General features: G+C 45.1%; 21 protein-coding genes. 12 read left to right on the plus strand and 9 right to left on the minus strand.

The window, feature by feature from the left end:
• Positions 1 to 668 precede the first annotated feature (668 nt).
• Entirely contained in the window at positions 669 to 1097 is a 429-nt protein-coding gene (locus AKL11_RS06250) for a DUF4124 domain-containing protein (RefSeq protein ID WP_067515742.1), read from the plus strand.
• A 2-nt stretch (positions 1098 to 1099) separates the two neighbouring features.
• Here the strand turns inward: AKL11_RS06250 and AKL11_RS06255 are convergent, their stop codons facing one another.
• Entirely contained in the window at positions 1100 to 1369 is a 270-nt protein-coding gene (locus tag AKL11_RS06255) for a hypothetical protein (protein WP_067515743.1), read from the minus strand.
• A gap of 159 nt (positions 1370 to 1528) precedes the next feature.
• Between AKL11_RS06255 and AKL11_RS06260 the strand changes: the two genes are divergently transcribed.
• Positions 1529 to 2128 (plus strand): glutathione S-transferase family protein, encoded by a 600-nt coding sequence (locus AKL11_RS06260; RefSeq protein ID WP_067515744.1) that lies wholly within the window; start codon positions 1529 to 1531, stop codon positions 2126 to 2128.
• A gap of 124 nt (positions 2129 to 2252) precedes the next feature.
• Complete coding sequence (gene pyrF / locus AKL11_RS06265) at positions 2253 to 3080, plus strand: orotidine-5'-phosphate decarboxylase (RefSeq protein WP_067515745.1); 828 nt, start codon at positions 2253 to 2255, stop codon at positions 3078 to 3080.
• Between the two features lie 50 nt (positions 3081 to 3130).
• Here pyrF and AKL11_RS06270 read toward each other — a convergent pair whose 3' ends face one another.
• The 3 genes from AKL11_RS06270 to AKL11_RS06280 all read right to left on the minus strand — a co-directional run bounded on the left by AKL11_RS06270 (position 3131) and on the right by AKL11_RS06280 (position 5730).
• Entirely contained in the window at positions 3131 to 3667 is a 537-nt protein-coding gene (locus AKL11_RS06270; RefSeq protein WP_067515746.1) for a phosphoribosyltransferase, read from the minus strand.
• The gene (locus tag AKL11_RS06275) at positions 3667 to 4521 is read right to left on the minus strand and encodes a Cof-type HAD-IIB family hydrolase (RefSeq protein ID WP_067515747.1); all 855 of its coding nucleotides are present in this window, start codon (positions 4519 to 4521) and stop codon (positions 3667 to 3669) included. The genes AKL11_RS06270 and AKL11_RS06275 overlap by 1 nt, the downstream gene beginning before the upstream one ends.
• A gap of 147 nt (positions 4522 to 4668) precedes the next feature.
• Positions 4669 to 5730 carry a porin gene (locus AKL11_RS06280; RefSeq protein WP_067515748.1) on the minus strand — a complete coding sequence of 354 codons (1062 nt, stop codon included), beginning with the start codon at positions 5728 to 5730 and terminating at the stop codon, positions 4669 to 4671.
• A gap of 382 nt (positions 5731 to 6112) precedes the next feature.
• Between AKL11_RS06280 and AKL11_RS06285 the strand changes: the two genes are divergently transcribed.
• Complete coding sequence (locus AKL11_RS06285) at positions 6113 to 7039, plus strand: LysR family transcriptional regulator (protein WP_067515749.1); 927 nt, start codon at positions 6113 to 6115, stop codon at positions 7037 to 7039.
• A 10-nt stretch (positions 7040 to 7049) separates the two neighbouring features.
• Here AKL11_RS06285 and AKL11_RS06290 read toward each other — a convergent pair whose 3' ends face one another.
• Positions 7050 to 7697 (minus strand): Crp/Fnr family transcriptional regulator, encoded by a 648-nt coding sequence (locus AKL11_RS06290; RefSeq protein ID WP_067515750.1) that lies wholly within the window; start codon positions 7695 to 7697, stop codon positions 7050 to 7052.
• A 167-nt stretch (positions 7698 to 7864) separates the two neighbouring features.
• Between AKL11_RS06290 and AKL11_RS06295 the strand changes: the two genes are divergently transcribed.
• From AKL11_RS06295 to AKL11_RS06310, 4 genes are all read left to right on the plus strand, one after another.
• A complete protein-coding gene (locus tag AKL11_RS06295; RefSeq protein ID WP_067515751.1) occupies positions 7865 to 9115 on the plus strand; it encodes an anaerobic sulfatase maturase in 1251 nt (416 codons plus the stop codon).
• A 121-nt stretch (positions 9116 to 9236) separates the two neighbouring features.
• Entirely contained in the window at positions 9237 to 10103 is an 867-nt protein-coding gene (locus tag AKL11_RS06300) for a sulfite exporter TauE/SafE family protein (RefSeq protein WP_067515752.1), read from the plus strand.
• A gap of 89 nt (positions 10104 to 10192) precedes the next feature.
• Positions 10193 to 11713 (plus strand): sulfatase-like hydrolase/transferase, encoded by a 1521-nt coding sequence (locus AKL11_RS06305; RefSeq protein WP_067515753.1) that lies wholly within the window; start codon positions 10193 to 10195, stop codon positions 11711 to 11713.
• Positions 11714 to 11771: 58 nt separating this feature from the next.
• On the plus strand, positions 11772 to 12677 hold the full coding sequence (locus AKL11_RS06310; protein WP_067515754.1) for a LysR family transcriptional regulator: 906 nt from the start codon (positions 11772 to 11774) through the stop codon (positions 12675 to 12677).
• A 59-nt stretch (positions 12678 to 12736) separates the two neighbouring features.
• Here AKL11_RS06310 and AKL11_RS06315 read toward each other — a convergent pair whose 3' ends face one another.
• Positions 12737 to 14509 carry a sodium:solute symporter family transporter gene (locus AKL11_RS06315; protein WP_067515755.1) on the minus strand — a complete coding sequence of 591 codons (1773 nt, stop codon included), beginning with the start codon at positions 14507 to 14509 and terminating at the stop codon, positions 12737 to 12739.
• A gap of 75 nt (positions 14510 to 14584) precedes the next feature.
• Positions 14585 to 15748 carry a glycoside hydrolase family 88 protein gene (locus AKL11_RS06320; protein WP_067515756.1) on the minus strand — a complete coding sequence of 388 codons (1164 nt, stop codon included), beginning with the start codon at positions 15746 to 15748 and terminating at the stop codon, positions 14585 to 14587.
• 315 nt (positions 15749 to 16063) lie between these two features.
• Between AKL11_RS06320 and AKL11_RS06325 the strand changes: the two genes are divergently transcribed.
• The 3 genes from AKL11_RS06325 (at position 16064) to AKL11_RS06335 (ending at position 21228) form a co-directional block, all read left to right on the plus strand.
• Entirely contained in the window at positions 16064 to 17581 is a 1518-nt protein-coding gene (locus AKL11_RS06325; RefSeq protein WP_157673437.1) for an OprD family outer membrane porin, read from the plus strand.
• A gap of 95 nt (positions 17582 to 17676) precedes the next feature.
• Positions 17677 to 19458, plus strand: coding sequence for a DUF4955 domain-containing protein (locus tag AKL11_RS06330; RefSeq protein WP_067515758.1), 1782 nt, complete (start codon positions 17677 to 17679; stop codon positions 19456 to 19458).
• Positions 19459 to 19629: 171 nt separating this feature from the next.
• Positions 19630 to 21228, plus strand: coding sequence for a sulfatase-like hydrolase/transferase (locus AKL11_RS06335; RefSeq protein WP_067515759.1), 1599 nt, complete (start codon positions 19630 to 19632; stop codon positions 21226 to 21228).
• 86 nt (positions 21229 to 21314) lie between these two features.
• Here AKL11_RS06335 and kduD read toward each other — a convergent pair whose 3' ends face one another.
• Complete coding sequence (gene kduD, locus AKL11_RS06340; RefSeq protein ID WP_067515760.1) at positions 21315 to 22079, minus strand: 2-dehydro-3-deoxy-D-gluconate 5-dehydrogenase KduD; 765 nt, start codon at positions 22077 to 22079, stop codon at positions 21315 to 21317.
• Positions 22080 to 22165: 86 nt separating this feature from the next.
• Entirely contained in the window at positions 22166 to 22996 is an 831-nt protein-coding gene (kduI, locus tag AKL11_RS06345; RefSeq protein ID WP_067515761.1) for a 5-dehydro-4-deoxy-D-glucuronate isomerase, read from the minus strand.
• A gap of 436 nt (positions 22997 to 23432) precedes the next feature.
• On the opposite strand from kduI, the gene AKL11_RS26595 reads away from it, so the two are divergent.
• A partial coding sequence (locus tag AKL11_RS26595) for a helix-turn-helix domain-containing protein (protein ID WP_366556850.1) occupies positions 23433 to 23589 on the plus strand: 157 nt, incomplete at its 3' end.

Consider the following 23589-nt stretch of genomic DNA (forward strand, 5'->3'; position numbering starts at 1 on the left):
TCCATGGTGATCACTTCACTATCTGAAAGCTTTGGTGGATAACCGCGGCTTCTCAGAGGTAATGGAACGAGTTCTTTGATTAAATCGTCGATCAGGCAGAAGACAGTAGTGATAAACTGTTCAACGGGCATGGCTGGTTTCCTCCTTTGTATCCACTGTTTTTAATAGCAGAAAAGTAGGTCAGTCATGCCTTTTTCAGGTCAGTTTAAAAGTCGAACATCGCGTAAGAATACAAACCAGGCTTTATTGAGGAACTTGAACAGTATGCGACAGCGCTTGCCGACGCTAAAAAAAGCACTGAGCAGCTTGAAAAAGAAGCCGAAAAAATTACATTCAATGTAAGTAAGTCTATCGATGCATCAAGATCTACTTTGGACAAACAACTTGATGAAATAAGCCAATCATTAACCAGAAAGGCTAATGAAGAAGACAGGCTATTTAAAAGTCAAAGCAAACTGAGGATAAATCAGGAATCCTGATATCAAAATGTCGTTATTGTGGGCTGGTCGTCAAAGAGAAAGCTGGCCAGATCATGAAGGACAGTGCATAGTGCTGGAGCCTAAAGCATATAACGACTGACGAAGACGAAAATTGTTTTAGCCTGCATTTTAAAAGTGCATTATTTATAAACTCAGATAACACACGCAAGCTTTACATTGGCGGGGGATATGAAACAGGTATTATTCTCAATAGCTCTACTTCTTCCGGTTCTTGCCTTTGCCGAGTCCATGTATAAGTGGACTGATGAAAACGGCGTTGTTCACTTTTCCACCACTCCTCCTGTGGAGCAAATGGAAACTGAACTGCTGAATCAACAAAGTCCACAACTTATTTCAAACGGTGTTCCACCATCCCCCGAAGAAGCTCCTGGCTCCGATACAGAACAACCAACGTCTAGTCCGACAATTAGTCTCTCGAATGAAGCTGAAAAAAACGCTTACTGTAGCTCTTTAAACGGTAATCTAGTCATGCTGAAAAGTACGCCGAGATTAAAAATCACCCGTGCAAACGGTGAATCTGAAGTGCTTGATGATTCAGGCCGCCAGAAAGAAGCGGCAAGAATCCAGGGACTTTTGGATAAGTTCTGCAGCAAATAAAATTACGGGGCATTAGCCCACGGCATCTCAGGCAGTAAGTCCAGATGCCTCTCATAGCGCTCCAAGTTGAACGCTGAACCATTATTCACAACATCATCCAGCTCAACGCACAATGCACAGGCGATATACTCAATCGCCTCTTCTCGCTCAATACCTTCCAGCATTAAGCGCATTAGCGTCTCTTTCACTCGTGGTGGATTATTTTCTGCCAACTGATTTTCAACAATCTCAGTGACCTCTTCACCCCCCATTACATCATCACTCTCAGTCATCGCAACACTCCAAAGCCTATAAAAACCGGCATTTTATAGATAAACAACAGACGTTTTCTATCTTTGTAACACTTCTAATTACTGACAGGTTTCCCTTGCGACTTCAGTAGAATGAGAGTACGAATAACATTTTTCGTTCAGGCAAACAGGAGGCCGCCTGTGTACAAAGTCTACGGAGATGCCCAATCCGGTAACTGTTACAAAATCAAGCTCCTCATGAACCACCTTGGTGTTGAGAGTGAATGGGAGCACGTTAATATACTTGGTGGTGGCACTCATACCGATGAGTTTCTGGCCATGAACCCCAATGGCAAAATCCCAGTCATTCAGTTGCCTGATGGCAGATATCTTTGGGAATCCAACGCCATTCTCAATTACCTGGCCGACTGTACTGACTATCTACCATCTGACCCTTTCCTGCGGGCAAAAGTTCTCGAATGGCAGTTCTTTGAGCAGTACAGCCATGAGCCTTACATCGCCACAGCCCGTTTCATCGTGAAGTATCTGGGCCGCCCCAAGAAGCACGAAGCTGCCTTGCAGGCGAAAAAAGCCAGTGGATACAAAGCATTACAGGTGATGGAAACCCATCTGGAGCACAATGATTGGCTGGTTGGCGACCATATAACTATTGCTGATATATGCCTCTACGGTTATACCCATGTAGCGCCAGAAGGTGGCTTCGGTCTTACCGATTTTCCATTTATTGTGGCATGGCTGAAGCGGGTCCGTGAGCATCCGAAGCACGTAAAAATGGGCTAAATCAATCAGTTAGCCGTCCCAATTGTCTTCTTGATTCCCCGTAACAGCCTGCGGTGTAGGTAAAGGCGCCGGATGCTGTTACACTTCCCGCTCAGCAAATACAGTCATTACGCTGAGGTTACAAATGGGGTTTCTTGATCAGATTCATGCTGCCATGGAGAAAAACAACTCTCTGCTGTGTGTAGGCCTCGACCCTTCTCCAGAACGCTTCCCATCAGCCATTGCTGGCGGTGAGCAGTCTATTTTTGAATTCAACAAAGCCATTATTGATGCCACTGCGGATCTGGTCTGTTCTTATAAGCCGCAAGCGGCCTATTACCATGCCTGTGGCGCGGAAGATCAGCTGGCTAAAACCATCGCTTATATCCACTCAGAGTATCCTGGCATCCCAGTGATTCTGGACTCCAAGCGGGGGGATATCGGCAGCACCGCCAGTCAGTATGCCATTGAAGCTTTTGATCGGTATCAGGCGGATGCGGTTACTGTGAACCCTTATATGGGCATCGATACCATTGAGCCCTTCACAACTTACGCTGATAAGGGCGTTGTTGTGCTCTGCCGAACCTCTAACCCGGGCGCAGCAGCCATCCAGAATCTAAAGATTCAGAAGGACGACGGCGGTTCAGCACTGCTTTACGAAGTCATCGCCAAAATGTGCCAGCAGGACTGGAACCAAAATAACAATGTCCTACTCGTTGTCGGTGCCACCAATCCTGCAGAACTTAAGCGTATACGTGAACTGACCGGTGATATGACATTCCTGGTTCCCGGTCTAGGAGCTCAGGGTGGTGATGTAGAGGCCACGGTGAAAAGCGGGGTGAACAGCGAAGGAAAAGGTATTATCGTCAACTCCTCCCGGGGCATCATTTACGCCAGCAGCGGAGACGATTTTGCAGAGGCAGCAAGACAGGCAGCCATTGAGCTTCGTGACGAAGTGAATCAGTACCGCTAACAGGTATTGAAAGGCTCGCTTGCCGAAAACCTTCAGCACGCGAGCCTAGCTTAACGGTTATCAACCAACTTCAGTTTCGAAACATAAGGCACATTCCGATACTTGTCCTGCCATGGCAGTCCATATCCGATCAGCAAATCATCATTTTCCATTTCATAAGCAAAGTGTTGCGTCACCGGAATATCAACCCGACCCAGCTTCACAAACAGCGTTGCAATCGACACAGAAGCCGCATCAAATTCATTAACCATGTATTGAACAATACGCTTCATAGTACCGCCGGACTCAATGGCGTCGTCCACCAGCACCACGTGTTTTCCAGCCACAGGAATATTCTGATGATAAACGATGGATGACGTATTATTCCGATCGCCCGGTGTGTGAGGGCAAGAAATATAATCCATCTTTATATCAAGCGTCAGATGTCTTACAAGATCTGCTGTAAACAGGATACCGCCAGGCACCACCGTGATAACAACAACGTCTTCACCTGCAAATCGTCCATTCAACTGATCAGCAACGACTCCTGCGCCTTGAGCAATCTGCGCTTCACTGAGTACCAAATCACCAAAACAATTTTTATTCATCAGGCGGACTTTCCAAAAATCTGGTTGAGCACATCATTATCCGCCTCTTCTGCAAGAATGTAGTCAATAACGTGCAATACGCCTTCGTGATTATTGCCCGGCGCTTTATATCGGGCAACGGATTGAACGTGGTGGTTCGCATTGTCCATGGCAAAACTAAAGGCGGCCTTTTCCAACATCTCCATATCATTGCCACTGTCGCCAAAAGCGGCAATCTCATGATCAGCAATGCCCCACTGTTCCTGGAGTAACTGAATACCATGGGCTTTATGGATGCCGGGCATAATCAGATCCATCCATTCATGACCACTGGTAACAGGCACCAGAACATCACCCAGTTGCTCATTGGCTTGAGCCAATACCGCATCGTGAATGTCAGCCGGCATTCGCAAGGCTATTTTAATAGCCGTGTCGTTTATATCCCCGTAGCTGTTGATGGCTTCATGGTGCTGATAATACTTGTTAGCATTCGCCAGATCTTCAGCACTGGCGGTGTTCAGAATATAAGCGCCATTGTGACCACAGATAACCGCACTCACCTGCTCCAGACGTTCCAGAAACTGATAAGCCCTTGCCAGGATGCTGTTGGGGATTTCTCCAACATACAACTCCCGTTGTCCATCGTGAACATAACCGCCATTGTCGGCGACATAGGCGATATCATTGAAGTCATCGTCAAAGTAGGATTTCAGCTTGGTGTATTGATTACCACTGGCCACAACAAAGCGTATGCCTTTTTCTTTTAACGCTTGGTATTGTTGTATAAACCGTTGGCGATTGTAGGTTTTGTTGTCACAAAGAAACGTGCCATCCATATCGACAGCAATCAGTTTAATACGGGAGCTATCTGCCATTCGTTGTTTATCTCTGCAAGCACTGAAAGGTTACCCAACAAACTACTTTACCTTATCTCCATCTGAAATAAGGATAACTACCTTCCAACACCCTCTGCTCTCTTGTACATAACTCTGCACAAGAGAGCAAAACCACGCTATTTCGATCTAAAAATAATACCGTGCCTGCAGAACAGCCCGGTCATCAACATCCGATCCATCCAGTTTTGTACTGCTTTCAAATACATAGGTTCCAGAAAGCTGTACGGGGCCAGTCGTATAAACCAACCCTATCGGGTAATACTGAACCTCGCCCTCACCGGCATCGCTGCTCTTATCTTTCAACTGGTTGTAACCCGTTTCTACTTTCACGTTATCCTGTAACTGATAGCTTACATACAGCTCGTAACCTTTCGCCTTATCAACCTGTCCCAGATAATCATGGGCATTTCGATCTTTCAATTCCGCGTACGTCAGAGCGGTGTAGAGTTTATCGGCCTCATATTTTGCACCCACTATCGCAGACTTTGCCTTTTTACCTTGATCAGAAACTGTATTTTCAGTTAAATCATCCAGCTTGGCTTCGTTGTAAGCGACACCAAAACTCAGCCCCATTGGTAAATCGTAGCTGGCAGCAAAACCATATGCGCTGTCGCGATTGGTATAATCACGATCTAAATCAGCAACATCTCTGTCACCCATCTGATATTGAGCCGAGAAACTCAGCCCACCATAACTGCCGTTGTACTGCAGCGCATCATCGGCACGGGATGTACCCAACACTTCCGCATCTTTGCCATAAAAACCAGAGGCATCACCACCCGTTGTGGCGAACATATCCGTCCAACCTGCCACCTGGCTATAAGACGACCACTGTTTACCAAAAGCCAGCGAGCCCCACTGTTCGCTTTCTACACCAATATAACCAAGACGCTGCCACATCAAATCGCCCTCATTGCCATTTACATCGCGAGTGTCACCGGAGCTACCGGTATCTATCCCCCACTCCGCCATGGCAAAAGCAGTAAGATCGTCGTTTAATATGGATTCAAACCCAAAGTTGATTCGGCTGCTATCACCCTCATGTTTTCCGTCATCCTGATCGGTATATCGAAGGTCGAGATACCCGCCAAGGGTTGCCTTATTTGTGCCATCGTCATGAAGCGTAATGGCCATGGCCTGGCTTGCAATCAAAGAGGAAATAGCGGCTGCAATCAGTTTTTTCTGCATGAGAATTACTCCTGCCTCATGTTATTGTCGGAATCAATTAATCAGATATACTTTTTAAATGCTGATTAAGTTAAACCCCTTACTATGTTGAATTGTTGCCACTTGATTCTCTGACATATAAAAAAGTAGGTCACGGTGATTGTTTCAATCTCCGTATTGACATAATCGATACCACTAAAGCAGACAAGCCAAAATACCTATTGGTCATTTCGATAAGGTCATGAACAATACCCATTAGAATTATCAATCACGTTACAGTAATCTATACATGAATCATTCATTGCTCTTGATTCAAATGTGTGTGTTATAGCCGGCATTGTTAATTCAACGATGCCGGCATTTTTATGGGAAGAATAAAGACATGGTGACCGGAAGGCTAAAAATGAGTCTGCTACCTGCCTTGCAGGCTCTACTTGATACCACCAGTGTGACGAAGGCTGCCGAGCTTATGCATGTCACGCAATCCACCATGAGCCGTACCCTCTCTCAACTCCGGGATGCACTGAATGACCCTATTTTGGTTCGGAGTGGCAATAGAATTTCCCTCTCTGAAAAAGCAAAACGTATTCAGCCAGAAGTTGATAAGATACTGAGTCAGGCAAATGATATTTTTGAAGAATCATCATTTAACCCTGAAACCTGCACAAAACAATTCAGCTTTGTCACCGGCATGAATTTCCAACAACGTTTTTTATCTACTGCACTAACCAATATACGATCCTGTGCTCCAGGTATGTCATTTATCATTAACATTTCAGATAAAGACTCAATCAAAGACTTGAAAGATGGCGTGCATGATTTGGGAATATTTCAAACCAGTGTCAGTGATGATGAATTGACTGAAACCCCAATCGCCGATGGTACTGTTTGCATTCTTGTTAAGAAAAACCACCCCTTAGCCAAGTATTCCGACCTCACAATGGCACAACTGGATGACTACCCTTTTATAGGCTCCGATGCACCCATGGTGACAGAAAAAGCCGCTAGAAAGTTAAAAGAAAACTCCGACTCCATCGCCTCCCCCTGGCTGACCATTGCGAACTTCTCGGCAATACTGGATATCTTACGCAGCACAGATGCATTCACCTTGGTCACATTGCTTATGCAGCCTGAGTTGGCAAATAGCCCTGACTTTCAGGTGATCCCGCTCCCAGTAGAGTTTCCGCCCGCCACATTAAAACTGATCTGGCCACAGCACTGGGAATGCAACTCGGCTCACCAATGGTTACGCAATCGAATAGAGCAAGAGCTCAGGCATTTTTACGCTCAGTACAACGATCTTGAAAAGCTACGCTACGCAGCGCAATGAGATCCGAAATCTACAGGCTTTCTTTAAGTTCCAATAGCCGGCCTTCGTCCACTATCTCCCACCGTCGGCTTTCCCTCTTCAGCAGCCCGGCACTCTTCAGTTGATTACAAATGCGAATGACTGTCTCCGTTTCTCCACCGCAAAACTCGCCTACTTCCCGGTAGGTCCAGGAGTAGCTTCCGTGATTTTTATGGAGGTAAATCAGCGTATCAATCACCCGATGCTTCATTTTTTCAGACGATGATCGGAATATCCTCAGCTCGGCATCTTTCAACTCAGCCGATAAGAAGGAAGCAAAAAAACGGAAGACATCAGGCACCTTCTCCTGCAGAAGATCAATGTTATTAAAGGGAAAGAACACAACCGAGCAAGACTTCAGAACAATGGCTGAGCCGTAATAACGATCCTGCCCTAGCAGGGAACGGTACCCAAAAAAGCCCTTTTGTGAATAGACCCGGAGCAGACGCTGCTTGCCATTACCAGATAACTTATGCAGGCCCACCAGCCCGGAGTTTATGTAATAGAACCCTTCTGGCTGCGCCCCTTCCTGATAAACAGTCTCTTTGGCCTTGAACTGCTTCTCACTTCCGTAGCGATGAATCAGTTGAAGCAACTGTTGAGCATGATCCTGCTCAAGGTGGGTTTTTGTATTGCTCATGAATTCAGAGGCTCAGTGGCGACGCTTTATTAGAGATTAGTGCTACAGGCTTAAACGTCAGGCGATAGGTATTATCCCACCTTTATCTATCCATCTAGCAGATAGACAATTTAGGTCGATCTTATGTATTTAACCATCCGCAGATAACGCAGGCAGTACAGGCAACTATGACAAAAGCCTTTCATCTAATGGCAAAGCCCACCAGCTATCAGTGCAATATGGCTTGTGATTACTGCTTTTACCTTGAAAAGAGCAAGCTATTTCAAAACCCAACCCTTGATAAACATAAGCCTGATCATCATAAAATTACCGCTATGAGTGATGAGGTTCTGCGGGGATACATAAAGCAGTTCATTGCTTCACAGGACCGCTCAGTGATTGATTTTGCCTGGCAAGGTGGAGAACCAACCACTGCCGGCTTGGCCTTTTTCGAGAAAGTCATTAAATATCAGCAAAAATTCAGTCAGGGAAAACAGATCAATAATTCCATTCAAACCAATGGTCTGTTACTGAACGATCAGTGGTGCAGCTTCCTCAAAGACAACAACTTTCTGGTAGGTGTCTCTGTTGACGGCCCTGAGAAAATACATGATAAATACCGTTTATCTTCAGGTGGGAAAACGACTTTTTCCAGAGTCATGAAAGGAATTGAGCATCTTAAAAAGCATGATGTAGAGTTTAATACACTGACCGTCGTCAATAATATAAACGCGAAACAACCTCTCGAGGTTTATCGATTTTTAAAAGATATTGGCTCCACCTTCCAACAATTTATTCCCATCGTTGAGCAAACCCAAATCGATACACCTGATCCTATACTGATCTTTCCATCCGACCATTCTGAAAAATCGTTAATGCCTTTTTCCGTAGATGGTGAAGAGTATGGCGATTTTATGATCACTATCTTTGATGAATGGGTTCGAAACGATGTCGGGAGATTTTACATACAATTATTTGAAAGCACCCTGGCTTCATGGTTTGGCGTCAATTCCAGTCTCTGCCTGTTTCAAAAAGAATGCGGCGACTGTCTGGTGGTTGAACGTAATGGCGATATCTACAGTTGTGATCACTACGTTTACCCTGAATATCGTTTAGGTAACCTTCTGGATACCAAACTCAATAAAATGGTCGAGAGCAAACAGCAAAAAAAGTTTGCGCTGGAAAAATCCAATGTAGGCACCACCTGCCAGCAGTGCCAGTATCTTTTCGCCTGTCATGGTGGCTGTCCAAAACATAGGATTCACCCAAATACAGATGGAACACGACAGAACCACCTCTGTTCTGGATACCTAAAATATTTCAACCATGTGGCCCCTTATATGCGCTATATGGCAGAACAGGTGCAAATTCACAGATCACCTGCCAGCGTTATGCCCATCGCTGATCAGATAAAAGCGGCAAACCAGACGGTTCATTAAACACCAATAAACGGCATCTGATTTATGATGATGATCATAAAGTGAATTGATCATCATCCTGTACATTATTCCAGCCGGCGCAACCACTCTCTGTTTGATGTATCCGCTATCTGGAAAAACGATGGACGCTCTTATTAGCTGGTTTCCACTGGAAAGCATTTCTGCGCTTAGTGTCACCGAATTAAGCTTTACTCTGCTCATTGGCAGCGTGATTGGTTTTGCTCTTGGTCTCACGGGAGTGGGCGGTGGAGTACTGATGATACCGATACTACGTGGATTATTTGGTATGAATCCTGTGCTGGCCGTAGGGACTGCCAGCCTCTGTGCATTCTTGATGAAAATCAATGCCGCCGCCATTCATATCCGTATGGGCAATATCAGTTGGAAAAAAAGTGGGCTGATGCTGGCAGGTGCCATTCCTGCAACATTTCTGACTACACGACAGATTGTTGCTCTAACACAAAACCCGGAAATGACAGGGCTGATTAATAGCACCGTTGATGCCATGGTGATTGCGGTCATTTTAGTGTCACTGGCCAGTATGGTTTATAAAGATCTGAAGTCTCGGAAGACAGAAGTCGTAGATAATGCCAACCAAGCAGACGATCAAACCTCTGTCACTCATATAGCCCCTTGGCGGCCATTCCTTGCCGGCATCGGGTCCGGTGTTGTTATTGGTGCAACCGGCGTTGGTGGCGGCGTACTTCTGCTTCCCATTCTTACCGTTATGCTGCAAGTAAATATCAAGCAGGCCATCGGTTCTTCCATTGTTATCGCGCTGTTGCTCTCCGGCCTTTCTGCCATCACTTATGGTGAAGGTGGTCAGGCAGATATGACAACCGCCGTGATTCTTATTGCCGGTTCCATGCTGGGTATGCCCATTGCCGGCAAATTAATGGGTCGAATTGCTGAGCGTACTTTGCACCGCGTCACGCTGGGTCTTATTTCGGCCAGCGCCTTAATGATGCTGTCTTCATCTATTGCCTGACTTTTAAACATAATAATGACGCGAGTCATCATCTGTTTATTGAAATCAGATAAAGTCTTTTTCTTTCGATCAGTTCGATTTTTAAAAAAATGAATAGACCAAATTTCGTTTTTATCATGACGGATACGCAAGCGACCAACATGGTAGGCTGCTATACCGGCATTAAAGAATTAAACACCAATCATATTGATGATTTGGCGGCATCCGGTGTGAAATTTAATTCCGGATATACGACGTCGCCTGTTTGCACACCCGCTCGGGCTGGATTATTTACTGGCCTTTATTCCCATAACTCCGGTCCATGGACAAACAATATAGCCCCGGGCACCAACATCAAAACCATGGGGCATTATTTTAAAGAGCAAGGCTACGACACGGTTTATGCCGGTAAATGGCACTTGGATGGCCATGATTATTTTGGCACCGGACACTGTCCAAAAGAATGGGATGAAAAGTATTGGTATGACGGCGCAAATTATTTAGCCGAACTCTCGGACGAACAAATTGCCCTGTGGCGAAATGGTCTGAACACGGCTGAGGATATGCGTAAGCACAACATCACAGCAGAGTTCACTTGGGCCAATGGCATTTCTAATCGCGGTATCGATTTCCTTGAAACCCGTGACACTGATAAGCCCTTCCTGATGGTGCTTTCATACGACGAACCACACCATCCATTCACTTGCCCTGCTGAATATATTGAACGCTTCGCTGATTTTGAATACGACCTTGGCGAAAAGGCCTTTGATAATCTGGAAGGAAAACCTGAACACCATCGTTTATGGTCAGAAGCCATGGGGAATCCGGCGGATGAAAATGGCAAGTATCGTCACCCGCTCTATTTCGGCTGTAACGATTATGTAGATGACGAGATTGGTCGTGTACTGAGCAAGCTGGATGAATCTCAGATCGAAAACACCTGGGTCATTTATACCTCCGACCACGGAGAGATGATGGGTGCTCACCGTCTCGTGAGCAAAGGTGCGGCAGCGTATGACGACATTACCCGTGTACCTTTCCTGATCCGTGCCCCTAAGGGCAACACGCTCAATCAAACTGAAGTCGATACCCCGGTTTCTCATATCGATTTACTGCCAACGATGATGGCAATTGCGGACATTGAAATCCCGGAGATTCTAGAAGGTGAAAGTCTTTTGGAAGTCATGGATAACGACAACCGGAATATTGAGCGTGGCGTTCTGGTTGAATTCAATCGTTACGAAATTGAGCATGACAGCTTCGGTGGTTTTATCCCGGTTCGCGCCTGGGTGAAAAACGACTACAAACTGGTACTCAACTTATTTGGTAAAGACGAACTCTATTGTCGGAATACCGACAAGGATGAACTGTATAACCTGATCGATCATTCTGAATATGTTGAAATCAGAAACCAGCTCCACGATGAGTTACTCAATTATATGCATGAAAAGCGTGACCCATTCCGTACTTATGAGTGGGCAATGCGCAGCTGGCGCCCCGAAAAAAAGGCTGAATGGATGGGTGCATTCCGGCCACGTCCGAAAGACGGCTTCTCCCCTGTCGTTCGTGATTACGACACCGGCATGCCCAGCAAAGGCGTTCATATAGAAGACAAGAAGCAGAAGTTCTAACCCTTTCAAGGCTGGCTTTTCGCCAGCCTTATCTTTCACATCCGATAGAATTTTTTCCATGAACCGTCTGCTTAAACACTTTAAAGTCGTCGCTCATCATAAAAAAATTGCCTCTGCTTGCAGAGAACTGAATATTTCCCAACCAGCCCTGAGTAAAAGCATCAAAACACTGGAAAACAATTTTGGCCTACCGCTGTTTGAGCGATTACCAAGAGGGATGGAACTGACTGAAGCTGGAGTGCGATTGTTAAACCGGATTCGGCGCATGGATATGGAATATCAATACGCCGTTGAAGAGATCAACCTTCTGCGCAGTGGCAAGGGTTGCAAACTGTTTATTGGTGCGGGCACCGTCTGGGAGCGTTATCTTCCGCCGGTGATCAGCCAACTTTATGATGAATACCCAAACCTGGAAGTCATCATTCGAGCGGATACTAATGAACAGCTCATGCCCGATTTGGTGGAAGGTAAACTGGATGTCGTGTTGGGCGGTGGTAACGATCAAATCGGCACCCGTGAGCAGCTCGCGTTTCTACCCTTGCTCAATGTGAACATGAAGATTGCCGCTCATAGAAGTCATCCATTAGCGTCAATGTCAGCAGTGACCGCAGAGCAATTGGCTGAATATCCCTGGGTTGCTTACCAGCGTTCAAAAGGGGCATTTCTCAATCAGCTTTTTGATCGGAAGGGAATAAAATCTGTACGGTATTCTTTACAGACTGAGCTTCTAGACGTTGCTCTCGATGTGATGGAAAAACGAAAAGCGTTACTGTGTATTGCCGAACAATTTTTCTACAAGCTGCCTGAAAACGACGTTGTACAGATTCATTTGAATGAGGCCATCTGGAATTTCCACTCCGGTATCTGGTATCAGTCGTCTGCTCGATATACGCCTGTCGTCGATCGTTTTATCGACTTATTAACTCAAGAAGTAGAACGTTTAGAGCAAACACCTGCTTATTGATGACGAAAAAAACCGGGCAATTCATGCCCGGCTTTCTATTTCAACAGAACCGCTCAGGCTTAAGTCATCGCCAGTTCTTCTTCCTCTTGATCTTCTACTGTCGCCATGTTTCTTGAACGGTATAGCAGATAACCGATCAGAAGCATGAAGCCACCACACAGCACAAACGCCATCACGCTCCGCTCGTTTGGTAACAGTGCCATGGCACACACCGCACCACCAAAGATCATGGAGAGAATACCCAGCTTCTTGCGCTGCATATTGTCAGAAGCACTGGCACCCGCAGGTGAAATCACAGGTGTGTTCACATTGCGGAAGAAAGTATCCACCTGCTCTTTGCGTTCGCCCACAGGCTCTTTGTAGAACAAGCCGGTAGCGAAGAAGAAGCCTACGGTCAGTGTCGCATGAGCCAATTGAGTAATAACAACAGCAAGGTCAGAAGTCTCACGGCTGGTGAAAGTCACACCCAGCGCATCAGCAAACCAGCCAGCATTCAGCCAGGAGTTCGCCATCAAGCTAACACCCAGACCAAAAATTACGGTCGCCCAGCCAGCCCAATCTGGCACTTTGCGCACAATAATACCCAGCATTTGTGGGATCATCAGTGGCAGGTTCACGATACCAGCGAACATGATCATGATCTGGAATAGACTGAATCCTTTCAGCTGAGTAAAGAACAAGGCAAAAGCAATAACCATTGTTCCCATCACGCCGGTCGCTATACGGCCCACCATCAGCTGATTTTCTTCAGTGGCTTCTGGTCTGAGAATAGGCTGATAGAAGTTCTTAACAAACGTACCGGAGATAAAGTTAATCCGTGAATCCAGAGTAGACATGGTTGCCGAGAACATAGCCGCAACAACCAGACCTAACATGCCCGCAGGCAACAACTGTTGTACGATAACCAAATAGGCGGCACTGCGTGAATTACTGCCCAGAGTTGGGTACATCGAAGCCAGATCCGGATATTCAATAGCGGCAAACATGGGTGGGAAGAACCAGATAATGGAGCCCAGACCAAACAGAACCGCGGCAAAATATGCAGACTTACGAGCATGAGCACTGTCTTTTACGCACAGGAAACGTACAGACTGACCCATGTTGTTCATATCCAGCACACGCTGAATAAAGATCGCGGCAACCCACAGCAGAAAGATTTCGGTAAAGTTAATACCGTTACCCATAATAAAACTTTCAGCAGGGAAGTTTTCAATAACGCTAACAAAACCACCGGAAGCATTATAGCTGTACAGGAAGGTAACAATGCTCACGCCCACGATCAGCAGACACTGAATGAAGTCACTGGCAACCACCGCCCAGGAACCGCCCATCACGGACATAAACACAACGGCTACACCAGTGATGATGATCGTCGTGCTCAGAGACCAGCCGATGACTGCAGAGATAAACACAGATACGGCAATCAGAGTGATAGATGCACCCAAAAGGCCAGTAAACGTCACTACCCAAGTATGAACCTGCTCAGTACCTTTACCAAAGCGCTGGCGCAAAGCCTGCATGGGTGTGATCACTCGCATCTGGCGGAATTTTGGAGCAAAGTACAATCCGCAAACCAGATAACCCACAACGTTGAATACAAAGATAAAGGCAACGGTAAAACCATCAGCGTAAGCTTTACCAGCAGCACCGGTAAACGTCCACGCACTGAAAGAAGTCATAAACGCACTGGCACCGGTCATCCACCAGAGCATCTTACCGCCCCCGCGGAAATACTCACTGGTATTCGACACCTGTTTGTTAAAGACCATCCCCAGGCCAACCATGAAGACAAAATAGAAAATAATGGCCATTAAGTCGTAAGTTGAAACCATCTGTACTTCCCCCTAGAAGTGATGGGAACACTCGGTGCATTTTAATTCTGGCAACGAGTGTCGTATTTTTACGGGTTACCAGAAAAACTTGGTATAGCCTGAGGCTCTCATTAACGCTTCCATATAGTAGTAATCACCATAGGGCAGCATGTTCTTGCACATTCCACGCTTAACAAAAGAGGCGCCGTCGGAGAGCAAACCTAATGCTTCCGGCGTTTCAGTCAGATCACAGTGCTGCATCAAACCAGCCAGCATATGGAAGCCCCATTGACGGAAATAGTCAGCTTCTTCGCTATCGGTGCAGTGCTGGGCAATCATCAGCATGCCTGCTGCAGTGACTGCGCCGGCTGAGCTATCGAGATACTGAATTTCATCCGCTGGCAGTCTGTAATCCCAAATCGGCACGCCATTTTCTGGCAGATGATGAATGGCAAATTCGGCCAGTTTTTTAGCAAGCTCCAGATAACGCTGATCCCTGGTGTACTCAAAAATCTGAGCATAACCGTGAATGGCCCATGCCTGACCACGTGCCCAGCAGGAATCATCCGCGTAACCCTGAAAGGTACGACCGCAAACTGGTTCTTGAGTCAGAGGATCAAAATCGAAGGTATGAAATGTACTGAAATCGTCACGAACAATGTGCTTTGCCAGCGTGTCAGCATGGGCAATAGCGGCTTCGCGATAAATTGGATTGTTTGTGGTTTCTGTTGCCCAAAACAGCAGCGCCATGTTTTCAAGAGAATCGATAATGCTTTTACCCTGGGTTTTTTCCAGCCCCAGAATGTGCGTTTCATTCCATGCAACAAAATATTTACCCACTCGACGGAAACGGGTCAGTAAACTGTCGGCAGCATCCAGTGCCATTTTTCTGGAATCTTCATCCAGGTTCAGTTTGTAATCTGCAACACAGCTCAAGCTGTATTGAAAACCCAGATCGTGATCGTGGCAATTCCTCAGAGCCAGCAACTCTTTGAAATAAGGCTTACGCAGTTGAGCACTGTTTTTAAACGTGCTTTCGCCCGTCAATTTATAAGCCAGCCAGAGTTGACCGGTCCAGAAACTGGAAACCCAGTCGGACGGGCCGCAGTATTGCCATTGAAAATCTTCCGTCCCGATCTTTGGGTTTCTGTCGCCAATAGTTGGAATACTATTCTTTATAGAAGTAATTACTTTTTTAAGGTGCTGCTCAAACACTTTTCTGGGAAAGTGAGCCTCAGGCAGTTTTCTATCTAAATTCATTAATAAAAGCCCTCAGTAAAGGCGAGGCAATAAAACTGATCCAACTGAACAGAAAAGCTACAACTTATTTAAGAATATTCTTTCCAGCTCACAACCAATTAGGAGTAATTTAAAAGCAGGTGCAGATTAATTTAGACATAACATTAAAACCTTGATCAACATCAATTTTCTAACTGCAAAATCAAAAAACAAACAAATTAAAGCCAATTCATAATCTAAATTAGCAAGACACATAACTTGTAGGGTATCTCATAAATCAAAAACAATTATCAAAATTGATCAAGATCATAAATATGCAAATCCTTTACAAATACAATGCGTGTAAATCAAATTTGGTTTTTTTGCTGTATCAATGCTTGGTGGTTATCAATTTCGGATCTTAATGTCTTCTGGGGCAAATCCATGCACAAAAAAAACATATTAAATCTGACAACAGTCAGTGTGTTGTCAGCAATACTGCCAATGGCAGCAAGTGCAAATACTGACTTTAATTTTGCTCCCCTATGGGAAGATTCAAAAACCAGTTTAAGAGCAACTTTTAAACACGAAGGAAATGACACTTGGGATGGGGCACTAAAAGATCATGATTATATCAAGCAGGATACTGGTGCATTAGTTGCGAACTTTAGCTCAGGATTTATTGGCTCAAAAAACTTCAAAGCCGGATTTGATTTTGGCGCACTAGGGGCAATTGATCTTGGCAGTAACTGGAAGAATAGTTACTACAATGGCGATAAACTTCTCGGCCAAGATCATTGTGAATCTAATGATAAAGGCGTCCTTCTGTGCGATACCAGTGGTTATTCTCGCATCTATATAGCATCAGCTAAATTCAAAGTTGGCGAGAACTATAATGACCAGGCCACTATACAGATGGGGCTAGGATCGTACAAAGGTGGTTTGATCAAAACAAATGACCCATACCGCGCAATCATTCCAAGATCATACCGTGGAATTAGCGTAGCCGGTAAGAAGTTTGGTCTTGATTATAATGCTGTCTGGATTGATCGTTTTATCCGCAACGGAATGGATGATTTCAGTAAAATCAAAGCATACAAAAGTATTTCTAATGAGGACACACCTTATGTAGAAATCCCATTTGTCTATGGCTTTGAGTTGGCTAAACGAAATCCAAATTATGCAATTTCCTTTGCTACTGGTATGAGTAAAGATTACGCCGCACGATATACGCTTTTTGGTAAGAAAACATTCCGTCTGGAAGATGGTCACAACATCGAATTTACCTCTGCATTCCAAGAGTTAAGATACGATGGCAGCGTCTGGAATGAAGCTGTTGAAAAAGGAGTTCACAAAGAAGGTGCAGATGAGTCGCGCACTATTGATATGACTGCTCGTTATTTCAACAATAACTGGAGCTTTACGCTTGGTCATGCTTTCACCAAAGGAACAACGAACTTTGTATATGGGTTTAATGGCATAGACGGCATCATCTACGACAGTGGTAAAGCCGAAGTTATGTCATACTTCAGACGAGATGGTGACAAAGCCTACTCTTTGAAAAGCCAATATAATTTTAAAGGTGATGGCGTTCCTGAAGCGCTGAATGGTCTCGGTATATTCTACCATTACTACTATTTTGATCGTCCTGAGAAAAACCTGACAGTCCAAGGTAATGGAGATGGCTCTGCAGTTGAGCATCTTGTAGGCTTTATGTACAAACCCGCATCTGGTTTCCTGGAAGGTGGTCAAATTAAGTTCTTCGGCGCCTTCTTCAGACCTGATGACACATTCTCTACTCCATCTGCCAGCGAACCTGATGACCGTTTTGATGTGAATGAATTTGTACTGGAAGTGAACATTCCAATCTTGTAATCAGAGACTCAGCTACAGATAAGTATTGGTGTTTTTCTCTATGACAGAAAAACGACCAATACTTGCTCTGATCAAAGCCGTATTTAGGTATTTGCATGAAAAAATTATTATCCATCTCTATTGCTATAGCAATAGCAGGTATTATTGGTCAACCAGGCAATGCTCTTGCTTCAGAAGAGCCTCAAGTATCACAAGCCTGGAAAAATTATCTTGAATCTAGAGCTGCAAACTCCGATCTTCTGGATAATGGGTACTCAGGAAATCGTGATTTATTGGTAACAAATTTTTCCTATGCTGGATATCATCGTAGCGAAAAACCATTGCCTGAAATTGATGTTTCAGCATACTGCGGTGGCTCCAAAATAACAGAGGATGCATCAGGACAATATCGCATCTTTGATATTGCTGAATATGGTGCTGTTGCCAACGATCTCATTAGTGATAAGGAGGCAATTCGGAAGGCAATTGCTGCCGCCGAAGCTCACGTAAAAGAAAATGATGGAAACAATGCCATTCTCTTTATACCTAAAGGACAGTTTCGGATAAATGAGAAGTCTGATCTCGCAGCAATTGATATAAAGGATCCTGAGTCTATCGCCAGCCAGGCGATCAAAATTCAAACCGGAAACATTGTTATCAAGGGTTGTGGTGCTGGAGAAAATGCATCTGAGCTATTTATGGCTGAGTCATTACTTCCATTAGACCCTAAAAAAATGTGGACAACGCCGACAATCCTGCAATTGGGCAGTAAAGAAACAACTCTCATTAGCAAAATCAATCAGCCCGTTGTGGCTGGCGCCAGTAAAGTCATCAGCGTTACTGAAGTAGGTAACTTAAAAGCTGGTGACTGGATTGAGATTGAAGCCCTGATTAAAGATCAGAGCAAAGTTCTTGAAGAAATGAAGCCTTACAAAATTGAAGCCACGATGGGTGGAATGAAAAAAGGACTAAGCCTTCGTGAAATTCATCAGGTTGAGTCAGTTAATGGCAACACCATTTCTCTGGTAACACCGATACAAGTCAATGTRGACCCTGCTGATGACTGGAGTGTGTATAAAAGTGTTCGGACGGAAAACCTAGGCGTAGAAGATATCCATTTTAAAGGAAACTGGCACACCGAGTTTGTCCACCACGGCTCTGCCGAACACGACAGTGGCTACAGTGCCATTCAAATATTGAAATCGGCTAACAGCTGGGTTCGTGATGTTACCCTGAGCGATGTCAGTGCCGCCGTTGCGCTTTCAGATACTACCAACTCTACGGTTTTAGACGTCACGCTAAAAGGAACCTTGGGGCACCTGTCATTACAGTTCCTGAACTCCTTTAATAATTTAAGTATTAATTTTCAGGATGAAGCTGACCAGTGGCATTCACCAGGATTCTCTCATTACTCATCCTCAAACGTACAACTGGACACCGTTTATAAATCCACAACTTCACCGGATCTACATGGTGCTCAACCGAGAATCAATTTATTTGACCGGATGACAGGAGGATGGATGTATGGTCGTTGGGGAGCTGCAAAGCAAAACCAGCCAAACCACCTCAAAGGTCTGGTTTTCTGGAATCCTAAAAATACCGGAACCCATGGTACAGATGCACCGTTTGAATTAATGAGAGCATCTGGTTTTGGTCGTATACCAATGCCAATGATTGTTGGGCTTCATGGCAATGACATTGAGTTCGCCAGCCAAAAAGCATTTTACGAGTATCTCTCTCCTAAAGAGAAGGCCAACTATGATGCGCCTCTGCCTGAAATCCCACAGGCGCACCTTGAATCCAATGGAAAGCCAGTGTTTCCATCGTCACTATTCCTTGCGCAGTTAGAACATCGCCTGGACAAACTCCCAGAGTGGTTACAGAAAAGATATCCGTAATAACTCCCTGTAATCGAATCCGTGATGTGTTGTTAGTGTGAAAATGCTGATGGAGCTGTTTTGTTTAACCGGCTCCATCAGCATTTATTTATTGCATCAAATGATCACCCTAAACCGAATTCCCAGCTTATCGGAACCATGCCTGAAAACAATCAAGCTTAGGATAATGCAGTGACCAATCGCAGAGACTTTCTTAAAGCCAGCGCGTTATTTACCGTTGCTGGCGCAACATCAGGTCTTTTATCTGCCTCAGATAAAGTAAGCACTGATAATGCCGCTCCAAAACAACCTCCCGCTAAACGACCCAATATTGTTTTCTTTCTCTCTGATCAGCATCGACGCCATGCCATGGGCTTTTGGCAAAACCCACAATACAGTCAATATCTCAACGGCGTTTCAGACCCAGTACATACACCATATCTCGATAAGTTTGCAGACCAGAGTGTTGTGCTATCACAGTGTATTTCAACCGCTCCCGTTTGCAGTCCCCATCGCGCTATGTTGATGAGCAGTATGTACCCTCACGCTAACGGGGTTTCACAGAATTGTCGTGCCGACCGTGAGTGGGGGTTATTGCCAGGAATAGAAACGCTTGGGGATGTTTTGAGCAAAAATAATTACTCCTGTGGCTACATTGGTAAGTGGCACTTGGATAAGCCGGAACCTAACGACCCACAAAACCCAGGTAAATATGTTGCCGAAAGCGATCCAAGATGGAAAAAGCCACTATCAAAGACAATGGACTCCTATACACCGCCAGAGCTACGACAGGGTTTTGACTACTGGTACGCATTTGGTGCTCACAGTAATCACGATGCACCGCATTATTACGACACTGACGGCAATCGCCATGAGCCCAAGAAATGGGCTACCGAACATGAAACAGACATAGCCATTAATTATCTTCAAAATAATCAGGGGCAGCGTGTTCAGGATAAGCCGTTCTGTTTATTCGTCAGTACAAATCTACCTCATAACCCTTACAACACATTAAAAGACACCGATGATGAGATGTATCATGCATACTACTCAGACGATAAAGTGAGTGATGTGAAAGACTTGCTAAATCGCCCCAACTTCCGACACGGTCCCCTGCCTATGAAAATGGGCACACAGGAACAAGGCTCTAGTGAAGGGCTCTCGACAGATACCGTTAGATACTATTTCTCCAGCGTCTCAGGAGTTGATCGAAATTTTGGTCGTCTGATGGAAGCACTGGAAGCAACAGGCCAAGCTGACAATACCATTGTTGTTTATTCGTCCGATCATGGCGATATGATGGGCAGTCATGGATTGATGGCCAAAGCGTGCATCTATGAAGAGTCTCTCGGCATTCCTATGATTGTTCGTTACCCAGAAAAGTTAAAGCCGTCTGTCAATGATGTACTAATGGGGTCTCTGGACTTTATGCCAACACTGCTTGGCCTTGCTGGGCTTAGCAGTGAAATCCCTACTTCAGCAGTTGGTAACAATCTTTCTGAAAATCTTGTCAAACAAAATGACGGACTTGATAAACCTGAGTATGTACCGTTCCTTCTCCATACTTACCAAAAAGGCCTGCGAACAGATCGTTACAGTTTATCGATAAATAAGGCGGGCCAAGGGGTATTGTTTGACAACATTAAAGACCCTTATCAGATGGACAATTTATTTGATAAAAAGTCCGATACTGTGAAAGAAATGGGAAAGGTTTTAGGTAAAATATTAAGGCAGTCAAATGATATTTGGTTTCAAGAGCGCTTGAATAAGGACATCATTTCTTATTCATAGAGCTACAAATCACCCACTAAAATACATTTAAACTCAACCTAAAAAGCCCACATTGTGGGCTTTTTAGTGTTCAGTAATTTGGCCTATCAGCGAGCCAACCAGCCACCATCAACAGCAACGGTATAACCATTCACATAATCACTGGCAGAAGAAGCGAGGAATACGACAGGACCCGCCAAATCTTCCGGTGTGCCCCAGCGGTTTGCAGGAATACGACCAAGGATGTCTGCATTGCGCTTTTCATCTGCACGTAAAGCCGTGGTGTTATCCGTAGCCATATAGCCAGGTGCAATAGCGTTAACATTGATGCCGTGCTGCGCCCATTCGCAGGCCAGAAGACGAGTCAAGCCTGCGATGCCGCTCTTACTGGAGGTATAGGAAGGCACACGAATACCGCCCTGGAATGACAACATAGAGGCGATGTTAATAATCTTGCCGCCTTGTCCTTGCTCCATAAACTGCTTGGCAACTGCCTGACTCAGGAAGAATGGGGTCTTGAGGTTGATGTCCATCACCTCATCCCAATCTTTTTCGCTGAAATTCACAGAATCTTCACGGCGAATGATGCCCGCATTGTTGACCAAAATATCCACACGACCAAAGACTTCTACTGCATCTTTAACAATACGATCAACCGGCTCAATGCTCAGCAGGTTAGCTTCAACAAAATGAAAACGACGACCAGCAGCGATAACTAGCTCACGGGTTTCTGGCGCATCGATATGGCCAACGCCACAGATATCTGCACCAGCTTGCGCCAGAGCAACGGCCATACCCTGCCCCAGTCCGGTATTCGCGCCAGTAACAATGGCAACCTTACCTTCCAGGCTGAATGAGAATGCTTGTGTCATGGTAATTCCTTAATGTACTGGAGCCCACAGCAACCTCTTTTGTACAAGGGTCACTGTGTTTTCAGAATGCATGAGAAAGGGAGTGATTACTTCAAATCACCCATAGGTACGAAATCCATATCCGAGAAGGTCTGGTTCTCACCGGCCATGCCCCAGATAAAGGTATAATTGGCGCTGCCAACGCCAGAATGAATAGACCAGCTTGGACTAATAACAGCCTGCTCGTTACGTACAACGAGGTGACGGGTTTCAGATGGTTCACCCATCATATGGAAAACAACACCGTCTTCTTTCATATCGAAGTAGAAGTACACTTCCATACGTCGTTCATGGGTGTGGCAAGGCATGGTATTCCAGATACTGCCTGGCTCAAGCACAGTCATACCCATTGCCAGCTGGCAGGTTTCAAGAACGGCGGGCACCATGTACTTGTAGATTGTACGACGATTGCAGTTTTCAGCATCACCCAGTGTTTCAGGGCTGGCCATCTCCTGGGTGATTTTTTTCGTTGGGTACGCTGCGTGTGCTGGTGCACTGTTCATGTAGAACTTGGCAGGGTTTTCAGGGCTTATGCTGGCAAAAGCAACTTCTTTAACACCCTTACCAATATACAGAGCCTCACGGCTACCAATCTCATATTCAGTGCCATCAACAATAATCAGGCCCGGCCCACCAATGTTGATAGCACCCAGCTCACGACGCGCCAGAAAGAAATCAGCACCAATCTCTTTGCCCGCTTCCAGCCTGACAGCCTCAACGCCCGGCATACAACCACCAGCGATCACACGATCAACATGGCTGTAGGTAAGATTGATAGCTTCATCAGCAAAAATGCCATCGATCAAAAATTCACGACGAAGTCCTTCTGTATCCAATTGTTTGGCATGTTCACTGTGAATCGGTTGACGGATTTCCATAGATATTCTCGTGAGATGCAAATAGAGACATCGTCCATTACCAACAATGCCGTTTTCTTTAAAATTAAATGGCGTAAATAAACGATGGCGTGATTTAATAAAAAATCAAACCCGACCAATTAAAGTATGCCACCAGTAAATGGTGCTAATTTATACGACGCATAACTCACAGCTATTGATTCACATCAAGAGAACCACCTTTCCAAAGTAAATGTTTCTTATCTATAAACATAACCACAATCATCAATAACCTGACGGTTATGAATAATTCAAAAAAACTAATTTCACTGTTCTTTTTTTTATTTGATGTTACCTGAATTCGTATCATAAATGCATAACCTCTGTAACCACAGGGTTGCTACAGAGCCACCTTTGAATTCAATCAGAACTCAGGTGTACTCTGTAAAGCTACTAAACACTACAGAGGATGCCACGGATGGCCTTTAAGCACCTGAGCTCTGAAGAGAGACATTATATCGAAATTGAACTRAAAAATGGGACTTCTCAAAACAAAATTGCACAAAAACTTGGGCGCGATCAGAGTTCCCTGTCACGGGAATTAGGGCGCAACAAGGGGTTACGCGGTTACAGAC

It is taken from the genome of Endozoicomonas ascidiicola (genome assembly GCF_001646945.1).
Taxonomy (GTDB): domain Bacteria; phylum Pseudomonadota; class Gammaproteobacteria; order Pseudomonadales; family Endozoicomonadaceae; genus Endozoicomonas; species Endozoicomonas ascidiicola.